At 59.3% G+C, this 13,462-nt stretch carries 13 protein-coding genes; 7 read left to right on the top strand and 6 right to left on the bottom strand.

The window, feature by feature from the left end:
* Window positions 1-271: 271 nt before the first annotated feature.
* On the bottom strand, window positions 272-1,108 hold the full coding sequence (locus tag BFQ00_RS15560; RefSeq protein ID WP_065934026.1) for a 5'-nucleotidase, lipoprotein e(P4) family: 837 nt from the start codon (window positions 1,106-1,108) through the stop codon (window positions 272-274).
* Between the two features lie 37 nt (window positions 1,109-1,145).
* Window positions 1,146-3,083: a hypothetical protein gene (locus tag BFQ00_RS15555; RefSeq protein WP_065934025.1), complete on the bottom strand. Its 1,938-nt coding sequence runs from the start codon at window positions 3,081-3,083 to the stop codon at window positions 1,146-1,148.
* A 98-nt stretch (window positions 3,084-3,181) separates the two neighbouring features.
* Between BFQ00_RS15555 and BFQ00_RS15550 the strand changes: the two genes are divergently transcribed.
* A complete protein-coding gene (locus BFQ00_RS15550; RefSeq protein ID WP_065934024.1) occupies window positions 3,182-3,763 on the top strand; it encodes a hypothetical protein in 582 nt (193 codons plus the stop codon).
* On the opposite strand, the gene BFQ00_RS15545 is transcribed toward BFQ00_RS15550, so the two are convergent.
* The 3 genes from BFQ00_RS15545 to BFQ00_RS15535 all read right to left on the bottom strand — a co-directional run bounded on the left by BFQ00_RS15545 (window position 3,733) and on the right by BFQ00_RS15535 (window position 6,488).
* Entirely contained in the window at window positions 3,733-4,947 is a 1,215-nt protein-coding gene (locus BFQ00_RS15545; RefSeq protein ID WP_065934023.1) for a DUF1835 domain-containing protein, read from the bottom strand. The two genes, BFQ00_RS15550 and BFQ00_RS15545, sit on opposite strands and share 31 nt — an antisense overlap.
* A 152-nt stretch (window positions 4,948-5,099) precedes the next feature.
* Window positions 5,100-5,342, bottom strand: a complete 243-nt coding sequence (locus BFQ00_RS15540) for a hypothetical protein (RefSeq protein WP_083203148.1) — start codon at window positions 5,340-5,342, stop codon at window positions 5,100-5,102.
* A gap of 69 nt (window positions 5,343-5,411) precedes the next feature.
* Window positions 5,412-6,488, bottom strand: a complete 1,077-nt coding sequence (locus BFQ00_RS15535; RefSeq protein ID WP_065892518.1) for an aldo/keto reductase — start codon at window positions 6,486-6,488, stop codon at window positions 5,412-5,414.
* Between the two features lie 450 nt (window positions 6,489-6,938).
* Between BFQ00_RS15535 and BFQ00_RS15530 the strand changes: the two genes are divergently transcribed.
* The 6 genes from BFQ00_RS15530 to BFQ00_RS15505 all read left to right on the top strand — a co-directional run bounded on the left by BFQ00_RS15530 (window position 6,939) and on the right by BFQ00_RS15505 (window position 12,702).
* Window positions 6,939-7,856, top strand: a complete 918-nt coding sequence (locus BFQ00_RS15530; RefSeq protein WP_256536531.1) for a DMT family transporter — start codon at window positions 6,939-6,941, stop codon at window positions 7,854-7,856.
* On the top strand, window positions 7,853-9,100 hold the full coding sequence (locus tag BFQ00_RS15525; RefSeq protein WP_065934022.1) for an ATP-grasp domain-containing protein: 1,248 nt from the start codon (window positions 7,853-7,855) through the stop codon (window positions 9,098-9,100). Before BFQ00_RS15530 ends, BFQ00_RS15525 begins: the two co-directional genes overlap by 4 nt.
* A 142-nt stretch (window positions 9,101-9,242) precedes the next feature.
* Window positions 9,243-9,869 carry a glutathione S-transferase family protein gene (locus BFQ00_RS15520; RefSeq protein WP_065934021.1) on the top strand — a complete coding sequence of 209 codons (627 nt, stop codon included), beginning with the start codon at window positions 9,243-9,245 and terminating at the stop codon, window positions 9,867-9,869.
* A gap of 16 nt (window positions 9,870-9,885) precedes the next feature.
* On the top strand, window positions 9,886-10,806 hold the full coding sequence (locus BFQ00_RS15515) for a LysR family transcriptional regulator (RefSeq protein WP_065934020.1): 921 nt from the start codon (window positions 9,886-9,888) through the stop codon (window positions 10,804-10,806).
* A complete protein-coding gene (locus BFQ00_RS15510; RefSeq protein WP_065934019.1) occupies window positions 10,806-11,690 on the top strand; it encodes a LysR family transcriptional regulator in 885 nt (294 codons plus the stop codon). The genes BFQ00_RS15515 and BFQ00_RS15510 overlap by 1 nt, the downstream gene beginning before the upstream one ends.
* Before the next feature lie 79 nt (window positions 11,691-11,769).
* Window positions 11,770-12,702, top strand: a complete 933-nt coding sequence (locus BFQ00_RS15505; RefSeq protein WP_065934018.1) for a pyridoxamine 5'-phosphate oxidase family protein — start codon at window positions 11,770-11,772, stop codon at window positions 12,700-12,702.
* Between the two features lie 73 nt (window positions 12,703-12,775).
* Here BFQ00_RS15505 and BFQ00_RS15500 read toward each other — a convergent pair whose 3' ends face one another.
* Window positions 12,776-13,051 carry a DUF6124 family protein gene (locus BFQ00_RS15500; protein ID WP_065934017.1) on the bottom strand — a complete coding sequence of 92 codons (276 nt, stop codon included), beginning with the start codon at window positions 13,049-13,051 and terminating at the stop codon, window positions 12,776-12,778.
* Window positions 13,052-13,462 lie beyond the last annotated feature (411 nt).

The following is a 13,462-nucleotide window of genomic DNA, read 5'->3' as shown; positions in this document are numbered from 1 at the left end:
GAGGGGGCTTGCCCGCGATGGCGGTATGTCAGTCACTGATGCACCCACTGACCGGCCTTCATCGGGGGCAAGCCCCCTCCCACAGAAAAGCGGTTGGCCACGGCCTCAAGCCTGCGTTCGGCAGCAGCCTTGGAGCTGATCGATGTCTTGTGTCGAGCCCGATCCATATGTGGGAGGGGCTTGAATAGGCTTAGGAGTCAAAACATGAGGATCACCCGTGTGAGCAAACGCATCACCGTGGTGGGCTACGGCAAGCAGTACCCGGTGGCCGTTACTCCTGCAGCTGCAACGCCTGCTGCTTGAGCCTGCGCTTTTGCTCGAACGGCAACTTCTCGTTATCCCCATAGGGCGCGCTGTACCAGTTGCCATAGGAAGGGTTGGGCAGCAGGAACCAGCGCTGCCCCAGCCAGTTCACATAGGGTTGGACCGCCTTGCGCTGGGCCGCCAGCGTGTTGTGTTCGGCCTGCACGAAATCGCCCAGGGAATCACCGGCCATCAACAGCACCCGCGCATGGCTGGCCACCCATTGGCGACGACAGTTCTTGCCATAGCCGGCGCTTTCGCAGTGGCCGGTAGGCGTGCTGGCCGCCAGGATCTGGTCATCGCTCTCAATCGGAAAACCGCGCAGGCGCAGGTTTCTGGCCGTGGCCGCAACCTGGCTGTGTTCGCGGTTGGTGAGGTAATAGACCTTGATGCCTTTTTGCCGGGCCGCCTGCAGGAACGCCACCGAACCGGGCAGCGCCTGGGCCTTGGCCTGGTCGACCCAGGTGTTCCAGCGGTCATAGGAATAGACCTGGTTGTTCAGAATGTCGCGGGCATTGAGCGGCACGTTGTCCAACAGGGTTTCGTCGATATCCACTACCACGGCCGGCGGCAGGCCGGTCAGATCTCGCGCAGGAAAGGGCAGCGCGTCCCAGCCGGGATCGGCCAGGGCGACATCCAGTTGACGGGTGGCGCTGGCGAAGAGCTGACGGTAGATCAGCTCGTGCTCGATGGAGGTCTGGGTCCAGAGCACGGCGTCCAGTTGGTCGTTGGCCGGTGGGGTGTGCTGGCAGCCTGTCAGGGTATTAGCCAAGAGACAGGCAGTGGCGAAGATCAGCTTACGCATGGCGTCGTTTCGCAATGGGAAGTGGGCGGGAACTGAATCAATAAGACTCACCGATAGAGCAGTGTGCAATCAGCTTTTGTATTGCCCGCCTTAACAGGCTTTCTTGGTTTTTATTCATGTGTATGACTAATGAAGCATTCGGTTGCAGGACGATAATGCCGGCGAGGTCGTCGCGATAATTGATCACTTCATGGAAGCCGCTTTGGTCTGTGAACAGCATCAGGGCTCCGCGCTCGGCTCGGGTGATGTCGTAAATGCCCTGCAACGGGCCGTGCACGGCGGTTTCGAACAAATTGAGCATTGCCTGGCGGACAGGCTCTCCTGAACGTACCGTTGTCTGATAAGAGTCGGCAAGTATCAATTCCATGCCTGAGTTACTGATGCTCTGCGCAGTACTTGGCCAATCACGGTACGCCTGAGGCGTCAGGACATCTGCCATCGAACTTGACACATCGACGATCAGCTTTGGTAACGGCAAGGCATAGTCGGTAATTGCCCGCCGCAAATGCTTGCGTAACTGACGGGCCGAATCCGCATTGGTGGGTGTGACGCAGGCGAATGCCTCGCATCGTTCGCTGACGTTTACGTCGCCTGCCTGCCGGCACAGCTCAAGGAGCTTTTGAGGTTGGCTGGTCGGCACAGGCCCGTAGTTTGCGAGCGCTACCAGCGCCTCTGTATTGAGTTTTGCGTAATCACGCAGTGCTTGATTGAAGTTTCGTGTATTGGCCCTGGCGTATTGTTTGGCTTCAAGCACATAAATGATGCGATGGCTTCCATCGGCTCGGCGCTGCAGCAGTGAATAGTCCGGTTGAATATTTTCTTTTCGGCCGGTTCCCATCAGGGCAATACCTTGCGCCGCGACGCGCAACTCCGCCATCAGCTCGAGAACGTCGTTGCCGACATGCAAGTTGGCGACATGGGTAGGGCTGAAAGCGAATGTCAGGCAGTTGTTAACCCCCACCAACTGAAAGCGTTCACCGCCTTGTTCCACCTCGCGTTTGATCAAGGTAACCAGCCATATGGAGTAAAGCTGTGAACGATGCTTCCAGATGGGCAGGTCGAGTAAATCCTCAAGATCATGGTACGACGCTTTAGCCGCGACCAACTCTGAGTGAGCATTAACCAGCGCTTCGACTCTGTCTGCCAGGACGCCACGGTGCGACTGGGGCACACGCTGGTAATACCAAAGCATGCGCAAGAGTTGGAAACGCGCGATGTGATCGTCTTGCGCGTGTGCCAGTGTGGACTCACTCCATTGTCTGATCGGAGCACGCTTTGACATCTGTGGCTCGTCATCCCTGCGGGCGCTGCGTAGATCGCCCTGGCTGGTGTAGCGACCGGTGCGGCGGCATAACTCGTCGACCATCGTTGCGACAGGCAGGAGTGCCTGGCTGAGGGGATCAGTGATCGCCCCCGTGGGTAGCGGAGCGGGTGTCTGGTAAGGCCAGTCGACGTTGTTTATCCAGGCTGTGGCTTGATTACTCGCGATGGGAGCTGCGATGGCCGCCCTGGCTCGTTCGATTCCGAGTGTTTCTGCAAAAGCCGTCTGAAGCCCTCTGCTGATTGCAATCAAGTCCTCGGGCTTATAAGCACGTTGCGCAACAACACTGTGCAGGTTTTCAATTGCATTACGCGCGCGGCGAAACGCATCTGCATCGAATGAGAGTTTATCGCCCTCATTAAAATCGAACTCAATCAGGAGTTGCTCATTACTGCGCGATACGCCTCCTTCAGTGAACATCTCGTAGATGTCAGTGAGCATCATGCTGAACGGCTGCAGGGCATTGAGCACGGCAATCAGGAACGTGGATATGTCGACGTCATGCTGCTTCAGGTATGCGCCCACATCCTGTGACGCAGGTATGTGCAATTGCGCACGCAAATCCGCGACGAATTGTCGGTCATGGCTCTTGGGTGCCAGCCGGCCCCCTGAGTTCAAGCTATTCCACAGCTCGGCGGCGGTTTTTAACGGCACAGGATCATCCTTGATTAGGGTAAGTGGCTATTAGCCATAATTCGCAAAGCGTGAGATGTTACCCCACTTAAGGAAACCATGCGCTTCTCAGGATCATCATGGACACACAACAAGGTCTTTACGAAAACGTCACGCTCATCGACGTGCAATTGGCATCCGTCTATTACCCGATTCTCGTTGACTTGGCCAAGCATAAGCATTGTCTGACTTATACGGAGTTGGTCGATCGAGCCAAGCATGAGCACCCCGACAGCGAAGTGGTTCAAAATGCTATTCCGGTATCCACGGGGCGACGACTGGATGTGGTCAGGCTGTTCACCGATGAGCGTGAGTTGCCGGACCTGACGTCGCTGGTGATCAGTAAAGGCACTGGAGAATGTGGAAGCTTTTTTACTCGTCACTTCGATCCCGTGGCTGTGCGCGAGCAGGTCTTCTCATACGATTGGAATACTGCAACCACAGATTTTGCAGGTTTCGTCGAAGTGACCGAGAGTGCCGTGAAACCTCGAAAAAAGGTCAAGAAGCCGCAGGCTCGCGAACGCATGGCGGCTTACTATCAGGCGAATAAAGCCGGCTTGCCGTTAAATGTAAGTGAATACAGAGAAGCCATCATCGAGCTCATTATGGAAGGCTTCCCTGACGAGCAAGCCTATTCCCTGGCGCTTCGCCAAACAGGCTGAGCATCCCCGTCTACCGTCCAATGAGCCCGACCCGGTTCAATACGGACCCCGCCTACCCAGCGCGCATGTGAACTGTGGTCAGGCCAATAGGCGTTTGCGTCGAGCACTTCAAGACCGAGCGCCGTCAGCGCCAATTCCCGTCGCGGCCACTCCAGATGCGTCTCGGTTTCCACCAGCAGCGGCTGGTCGCCATCGATCAACGGTCGCAACAGCGCATGAAACATCATGTCGCCCAGGAACGGCAGCGGTTCGCGCCTGGCCATCAGTTCGGCGAATACCTGGCCAAATTGCACCGGGCCGGCTTCGGCGATATAGCCCAGGGCCAGGCGTTCGGTCAGGGACAAGCCATCCCGGGTGCCGGGTAATTCCTGCAGTTGGCGCAGCAGCGCCGGCGCGAGCAAGGGCAGGGCACAGTGCTTGCCGTGAGCCAGTTCGGCCCAGCGCACGGGTGAGGGGTCGCAATACGCCCCCCACGCCTGTTTGGCCAGTTGGATCGCTGCCTCATCCACCAGGCGCCGCTGGGGCCACAGCCAGGCGAGTACATCGGGCGCCAATTGGCCGATGCCGATAAACCGCTCCACACCGGGAATACGGTCGACTTCGATCAGTTCAAGTTTGGGCGGTAGCCGCTCCAGCCCGGCCAGCGCACGTATTAGAAACAGCTGGTCATAGGCATCCGCTTCGCACCACAACACGCTGTGCTGCGCCGTTGCCAAGTGTTCAAGCCGGGCATATTCGTCGGCCAGTCGCCGCGCCACCTCGGTTTCATTCAAACCGAACGCGTGGCTGATGAACGCGCCACGCAGGGGTTGGTAGTCATCGCCGGGCAGGTCGCGCACCGGCCCCATGCATAACGGGTCGGTGAGCATCTGGAATTGCCCTCTGAACCCCGCCACCTGCAGGCTGTGAGCGATGTCGTTGCCACAGCGCCAATGGGTGGTGCGGGCTTCGTCGCTGGCGATAAAGTCGGGGTGGCGTGCGGCGAAGTCCAGGGCGTCGACATGGGCCTTGAGCTTGGGCCAACTGCTGAAGCCCAATCCTCTGGCTATCTGCCATTGGGCCTGGGACAAGGTAGCGTTGGGGTCCTCGCGCTTGAGGTGCGGCAACAGTTCCTTGGCGCGCTTGCGCTGCTGCTCAAGGTTGAGGCGGCCGTTGGTAGTGGAAGCAACAGGGCGTTGTGGCATACGAGCTCCTTGTACAAACCTTTTCCGCTTTAAGGTTGGGAGTCGTAGAAACGAGGTCGAGCTGTGATGTCTTGGGCGCAGCCCTTTCCGCGGAAGGTGGCGTAGAGAGCGCCAGGCGGGAAATATAGGCAGTGTGGCGGCCGATTGCAAACTCAGACCGGTTCTTCGGGCCTGCGATCAATCCAGTGAGTCTTGATGCCCTTGGCCCAGGCCACCGTGTAGAAACAGCTCAGCAGCACAATGCCCCATTGCTCGGCATTGATCGACGACCAGAACCAGAACGGCTGCCCGGCCATGCCGAACAGGCAGGCGTAGCGGCGCACCTTGAGGCGTTTGCTTTGGCTGAACCAGATAGCGACGACGCCGAGGGCGGCGATCATGAGTTGCGCGATCAAAGCGATTTTCCTTACCAAAGGTGAGAGGGCGCACGCCTCTCCCACCTGTTGATCTGTTGCGTGCAGGGGCTATTTGTCCTTGCGCGCATCCATGGTTTTTTGATGCTCGGCAAGGAACGGCTGTTCCGCCGGATCGAAGCGATCGATCCCGGCGGTAAAGCGATGCCAGTACGGGTACAGCGGCTGACGACGCGTCACGGCCTCGATGCGTGAGGATTGTTCCTCGGTCAGTTTCAACTCGGTCGCCGCAAGGTTGTCGCGCAGATGCTCTTCGGTGCGGGCGCCGACAATCAGCGAGGTGATCCCCGGGCGATCCTTGAGCCACGCCAGGCAGGTACGCGCCACCGACACACCGTGCTCGTCGCCTACGGCGGCCAGGGTTTCGATGATATCCAGCGCCCGTTCCTGGTCATGCACGTAGGGTTCCGGCCAGCCGCTGCCCTGGCGGGTATTGGCCGGTGGCTTATGCCCGCGTCGGGTCGAGCCGGTCAGCAGGCCTTCACCCATCGGTCCCCACACCAGCGTGCCGATATTCTGGTCCAGCGCCATAGGCAGCAGCTCGTACTCGGCCTCGCGGGATTCGGGGGTGTAGTAGATCTGCTGGGTGATCGGCTTGAGCATGCCGTGCAACTCGGCCTTGCCCAAGGCCTTCATCATTTGCCAGGCGGTGAAATTGCTGGTGCCGAAGTAGCGGATCTTGCCCGAGCCCACCAACAGGCGCAGCGCCTCAAGGGTTTCTTCGATGGGCGTCAGACCGTCCCAGTTGTGCAGTTGGTACAAGTCGATATGGTCGGTGCCCAGGCGCTTCAAACTGGCTTCACAGGCGCGAATCAGGTGGTAGCGCGACGAGCCGGAATTGTTCGGGTTCTCGTCCACCGGGCTGCGGCCCTTGGTCGCCAGCAAGATGTCGTTGCGCTTGTCGCCCAGGGCTTTGCCGACCACTTCCTCGGCCAGGCCATGGGAGTACAGGTCGGCGGTGTCGATCATATTCACCCCGGCGTCGAACGCGATATCGAACATGCGCCTGGCCTGGGGCACGTCCACCGCGCCGCATTTCTCGAACTCGGCACGACCGCCAAACGGCACGGTGCCCAGGATGATTTCCGAGACCAGCAGGCCGGAATGGCCCAGTTGTCGGTATTGCATGTTGCCTCCTACATTGCGTTGCACGTGAAGGTGTGAACGATGGGAGGGGCGATAGTTTGAATTTTTTTATCCAGCCTTCCTGTGCCTGCCGCGCCATTGCCGTCACAGAGGCACCTCATCCGCCAGCGCACGGGCAGAAAATCGCGCGTTTTGGACGAACTCACCTGAATTGGCTGAAATTGCTCCTGTAAGTTAAAGGCTTGTAGGAAAGTTCTTGTTTTTATGTGTTAGTTATTTAACTGCTACGTAGTTCCAGTGAGTGTTGAAGGAAAGTTCCTACGTATATTTCCTGGATTGATAAGTTGGCGTTTCGGCTGTTGCTACCTATCCGTTTTGCTAGCTATTATTTTTGCAAATGATTTGCTAGCGTCTAGGACTACCGCGAACGGTGCAGAGGCTTGAGTATGAAAGATATTGAATGAGGACAATCGACAGCACGTGGGTGGCTAAATGTTAATGCAGCGGACAGGAATAATCATCGGCTTGGTATTTTGCTTGATTAGCGCAGCGTTCGACGTTTACGTTGCGTTGATCACACAGTCGATCAGTACGCTGAACGTTGTCTTCTATTGTTTCATGACGTCGGCCTGTTTTTTTGGTGCCTGGGCGCTCTATCGAAATAGGCGCTCGCTGTTTTCGAAACTAAGCGCTCAATGGCGATTAATCGTTATCGTCAATCTGGCGGTACTGCTCAATTGGGGCGGATTGTTCTACGCACTGCGCTATCTGGAACCTGCGGTAGTCGGCGTAGCGTCGGTAGCCTGTGGCCCGGCGCTGACGTTGATTATTTCGTTGTTCAACAAACGTGGCGTCAAGGTCGCTCTTGCGGACGCGCTGGTTTCATGGCTCGTGCTCGTCTCGGTGGCGGTCATGTTGTTCAATTCCTTTGTGGGGGACAGCGGCGTCGTGACTACCACCGATGGCCAGCGGGCGCTGGGTATCGCCAGCGTGTTGGCGTGCGCATTGGGCACGGTCATGTACACGGTTTTTTCCAAGGAGATGTTCGCTCGTCAATGGACCGTATACGAAATTCTGGGTATCAGAAACATCGCGATGGTTGGTGTTTGTGCCGTTGCAATTCCTGCCACGGGAGGCAGTTTCATACTCGATCGGGAGTGGGTTCCGCCTTTGGTGGTGCTGGTGGTGTTAGGGCATTTGCTGCCCATTTACCTGATCCAGAAAACTATCTATTACCTCACGCCTATTCACGTTTCGCTGGTATTGCTGACGCTTCCTGTATTCGTCCTGTTGCTCCAGTACTTGGATGCGAGGGTTGAATTCTCCGTCGCCAGCGTCGCCGCGGTGATTGTGATTGTTTTGCTGCTGCTGGGTAGATCGCTGCATGCCTTGAAAAGGGAGGCGTTATGAGAGTGGTGATGGTCGATGGGTTTTCATCCGGGAAATTCCTGGCCAAGCAATTAAAAGATGAAGGTTGTGTACTGGTGCATGTGGCCTCATCCGATACGTTGGACAGCTACTATTACAAGGGTTTTGACTGTGCGCTCTATGAGCGGATGATCGTCAATCGTGACGTTGAAATGACCTTGGCGCAACTCCAGCGTTTCAAACCGCAGTTCATTCTTGCAGGTGCAGAAACGGGTGTGTTGCTGGCTGACCGGTTGAACGAACAATTGCAACTGCCTTATCGCAATCGCTTCGATAAAACCAATGCACGTCGAAACAAGTACGAAATGATTCAGTGCATAACCCAGGCGCAACTGCCTGCGGCGCGGCAGTTCGTTGCTGACGGCTGGGAGCCTGTTCAACACTGGATCGATGAGCATGGACGCTTCCCTGTGGTCATCAAGCCGCTTGAAAGCGCAGGCGCCGATGGTGTGTTCATCTGTGAAGATATGTACGCCTGCAAAGCTGCTGTCGAGCGTTTGCTGGGGACGACCAACAAGTTGAATATTCCGAACACGCAGGTGCTGATTCAGGAGTACCTGGCGGGGAGGGAGTATGTGGTCAATATGGTCTCACTCAACGGCCGACAGCTTGTCACCGAGGTCGTACGTTACCGAAAACAGCGAACGGCGAGCGGCGGCATTCTCTACGATATTGACGAACTGATTGGGCCTGACACGCCCGTTTATTCAATTCTTGTCGACTACACGCGAGCCGTGGTGCGGTGCCTGGGCATTCGAAACGGTCCCAGCCATGCAGAGGTCATGCTCACCGAGGACGGTCCGAAACTGGTGGAAATCGCTGCTCGCACTGACGGTATTCTTCGACCCGGGGTTTCAAAGCTGACCACTGGCCTGGGTCAGATTGATGCTGTGGTTCTATCCCTTATGCAACCTGCGGCATTTGAGCAGCGTTCAGCGGGTGAGGCGGGTTACCAGCGTCTGCAACATACCTACAATGTCTGCTTGATCAACCGCTCGGAAGGCTATTTCGAAAAGGACGTATTTTTGAGGGAACTGCTCAAACTTGAGTCGTTCTTCGAGGCCGTGTTTTACGTTGAGAACGGCCAGCGCATAGGCGTGACTCAGGATGTGTTCAGCCAACCCGGCACGGTGTATCTGGTACACCCCGACCCGGCAGTGATCGAGGCGGATTACCGCAGCATTCGCACACTTGAGTTGCAGGGCGCTTATCTGGCTGCCAGGTAGCGGCATAGAGTGGGGAGTGCGTTACTGTTTCATTTTATGAAATGCTGGATTGTGAAATCTGGCCATTCCATTGACGGTTGGCACATAAGAACATTGCAGCCATCGACACGAATACTCGGTCGACCACGCCCTGGAGTTCGTCATGCCTGCGATCAAACTGTACGGTTTCCCCCTGTCCGGCCACTCCCACCGGGTCGAACTGATGCTGTCCCTGCTGGGCCTGCCCATGGAATTTATCCTGGTGGACCTCAAGCAGGGCGCCCACAAAACACCCGAATTCCTCGCCTCCCTCAACCGCTTCGGCCAGGTGCCGGTGATTGACGACGGCGGCACGGTGCTGGCCGACTCCAACGCGATCCTGATGTACCTCGCCAACACCTATGGCAACGGCCAGTGGCTGCCCGCTGATCCGGTCGGGCAGGCACGTGTGCAGCGTTGGCTCTCGGCAGCGGCCGGTCAATTGTATGCCGGGCCTGCCACGGCGCGCCTGGCTACGGTGTTTGGCGCCCAGGTGGACACGGCCGTTGCAATCAACCACGCGCACGCCCTGTTGAACGTGGTGGAGCAGCAATTGGGCGAGAGCCGCTTTCTGGCCGGTGACCTGCCGAGCGTTGCCGATATCGCCTTCTACACCTACGTGGCCCATGCGCCGGAAGGCAACGTGTCGCTGGCCGACTATGCTCAGGTGCGCGCCTGGCTCGCCAGCCTTGAAGCATTGCCGGGTTTCGTCGCTATGCCGCGCACGGTGGTGGGGCTGCAATCAGCGTAATACTCAAGGGGTGTCGATGGACCGTTTTCATGAAATGCAGGTGTTCGTCGCGGTGGCCGAAGAGGCAGGCTTTGCCGCTGCGGCGCGGCGTCTGAACACCTCGCCGCCCAGCGTGACCCGGGCGATTGCCGCCATGGAACAGCGCATCGGCACCCAGTTGCTGGCGCGCACCACCCGCAGCCTGCACCTGACCGAAGCCGGCCAGCGTTACCTGGAAGACTGCCGGCGTATCCTGGCCGAGCTGAGCGAGGCCGAGGAAGCGGCGGCGGGCAGTTATTCGATCCCCTGCGGGCAACTGAACGTGACCGCCCCGGTGCTGTTCGGCGAGCTGTTCGTGGCGCCGGCGCTGGGGGAGTATCTCGACCGTTTTCCCCAGGTGAACATCAATGCCCTGCTGGTCGACCGCGTCGTCAATATGAATGATGAAGGTGTCGACGTGGCCGTGCGCATCGGTCATCTGCCCGAGCCGGGGCAGCAGGCGATCGAAGTGGGCGAAGTGCGCCGGGTCGTGTGCGCGTCGCCCGCTTACCTGGCGCGGCATGGGCGACCCCAACGGCCCGAACAGTTGCGCGAAGCGAAGATCGTCGCCTCATCCGCCAGCCAGCGCGTGCATGAATGGGCCTTCGTCGACGACGGCCTGCCGCTGACGGTGCCGATCGAACCGCGCCTGGCGGTCACTGCAAACAATGCCGCAGTCGCCCTGGCGCGGTTGGGGTGGGGCATGACCCGGGTGCTGTCCTATCAGGTCGCGGCAGCGGTGGCGGCGGGTGAGCTGGAGATTGTCCTGCAGGATTTCGAGCCGGCCGCGCTGCCGATCCGAGTGGTGTTCCAGAACAACGGGCGAGTGCCGGCCAAGGTCAGCACATTCGTCGATTTCCTGGCCGAGCGCCTGGGGCATGACATGGCCCTGAAACCGATGAAAAAGCCGCGCGGCTGATGGAGCGCTATCGCGATATGCAGTTGTTCGCGGCGCTGGCCGGGCAACCGAGCCTGGCGGCGGCGGCGCGCTTGGCGCAGGTCTCGGGCCCGACCCTGGTGCGCGCGCTTGCGCGTCTGGAAGCGCGTTTGCGGGTGAGGTTGTTGCAGCGCAGTACCCGTGGGGTCAGCCTCACCGACGCCGGCACTGCCTACATGGCGGACTGCGTGCGCTTGCTCGCGGCGGTGGAGGTGGCCGAAGCGTCGGCCAAGGGGTTGCATAGCCAGGCCCAGGGCAATCTGCGCGTATTCATGCCGTTGCTGTTCAGCCGCTATGTGATGGCGCCGGTACTGGCCGCGTACATGCAGCGTTACCCGCTGGTGCGCCTGGTCGCCCACTACCACGACTACTACCCGAACCTGCACGAGGAAGGGCTGGACGTGGCGGTGCTGGTGGGCGAGTTGCCCAATTCATCCTTGATCGCGCGACCGGTGGGGCATGTGCGGCATGTGCTCTGCGCCAGTCCCGGCTACCTGGCCGCCCACGGCGAACCGCTGCACCCCGACGCACTCAGGCAGCACCATCTGATCGCCGATGCCGACCCGGTGCAGTGGGACTTCGCGCACTCTCAGCTCAAGGCCCGTGCACGCCTGCGCTGCGCCACGGTGCAAGGTGCGATCAATGCGGCCGTGCAGGGTGCGGGGCTGGTGCGGTGCTTGAACTATCCGGTGCACGAGCACCTGGCAAGTGGCCGGCTGCGTCGGGTATTGCCAGGCTTTGAGCTGCCTGCAGTGCCGGTGCAGGTGGTGTACCGCGAAGGTCGCCATGCATCGATGCGCGTGCGCAGTTTTGTCGATGAGTGTGTAACGGCATTGCGCGGCCACCCGGCATTTCAGCTGGCGTAATAGTGGATTGCCTGGGGTGGTCATTCTCTCGGCGTAAGCCTAGGCGCAGCATCCAGCTATCCAACGAGAGGTGGCCGTCATGAACTCAATCGAGCAATCCCCCTGGCATGCCGGCGAACGGCAACTGCAAGCCAGTGCCGGCGCGGCCGAGCGCATGGCCGTGATCGGCCCGAAGGTGATACGCGATCATCTGCCCGAGCAACATCGTGATTTCTATCCCTTGCTGCCGTACCTGGTGCTGGGCGCGGTGGATGAACAGGGCACCCCGTGGGCGACGATGCTCGAAGGCGCGCCCGGGTTCGCGCATTCACCTGACCCTTACCGGTTGCAGATCGACAGCCTGCCCTCCAACAGCGATCCGGCACGCGCGGGAATCACGGCGGGCGCAGCCGTCGGCGTGCTTGGCATCGACCTGAACACCCGCCGGCGCAATCGCATGAACGGCCGTATTGGCGCAGTGGATCACGAAGGCTTCGCGGTCGACGTGGTGCACAGCTTCGGCAACTGCCCCAAATATATCCAGCTGCGCCCGGTCGACACGATTGCGCGCAAACCCGCCAACGTGGCCGAGCGCAGCGACAGCCTGGATGGCGCCGATCAGCACATGATCCGCAATGCCGACACCTTCTTCGTCGCCAGCTATGTCGACCTGCACGGCGAGCGTTCGGTGGACGTTTCTCATCGGGGCGGGAACACTGGGTTTGTGCGGGTGCAGGGCAACGTGCTGACCATCCCCGATTTTGCCGGCAACCTGTTCTTCAACACACTGGGCAACCTGCAAGCCAATCCGGTGGCGGGGTTGTTGTTCATCGATTTCGAGTCGGGGGATGTGCTGCACGTGGCGGGGCGTACCTCGCTGATCCTCAGCGGGCCGCAGGTGGCCAAGTTCGAGGGGGCGCAGCGGTTGTGGACGGTGACCGTGGAACAGGTGATCCGGCGTCCGGCGGCCTTGGCATTGCGTTGGCAGTTCGCGGGGTTTTCACCCTATAGCCTGGCGATGGGAATCGGGTAGCCAGGCGCGGTCGCAGATCCGATGTGGGAGCTGTCACAGCCTCGCTGAAGCTCGGCAGCTCCCACGTTCCGGATCAGGCGACCGAGCATTCCCGGTTCAGCGCATCGTCCACCAGCAGTTTCGCTATTTCGATCATCTGCACCACGGCCAATACATGCTTGCGACTGGCGCCGTCCACGTGTTCGGCGCAGTTATATGCGCAGACAGTCGCTGACTCCAGCATTTCGCTGGCATTGCTCAAGGCGGCTTCAGTGCTGAGGCCGGGGCGGATGGAGAAGATGACATCGGGGGGGAATTGCAGGTTGTCATCCGAGGGGGATGGCGGGGGGTTGGGCGTGACTTTTTTCATGGTGAGGCTCCTATGAATGAGCACCTCCATTTCGCTACCACACGAAGTAAGGAGGCGACTGTACACGGGGTGGTAGACCGGTCATAGAAACCCGGCAGGCCGAAGCCTCCCATGCACAGCCGCCACAAAGCAGCCCGCACAAAAAAACGCCCGCGAGCGTTTTGGGGTCTATGAAAGAACTGGGCTACCACACCCGTTCGCTGATTTTGCAGCGACCCGCGAAGGTTAGCGGCGGGGTTCATCGGACGCAACCCGAAAGTTGCGTAAGAGCGGTCCGACAAGCGTGATGCGTCTCCCGCTTGCTGAATACCCTTGGCGGCGGAGCACGCTGTTCAGTTAAGCGTACATCGCCCTCTGTAGGAGCGAGCTTGCTCGCGAAAAACGTCAACGATAACGCGTGTTTCCTGATTG

This window comes from Pseudomonas sp. 28 E 9 (assembly GCF_900004785.1).
In the GTDB taxonomy this organism is placed as follows: domain Bacteria; phylum Pseudomonadota; class Gammaproteobacteria; order Pseudomonadales; family Pseudomonadaceae; genus Aquipseudomonas; species Aquipseudomonas orientalis_A.
This window is presented reverse-complemented; position numbering and strand designations above follow the sequence as displayed.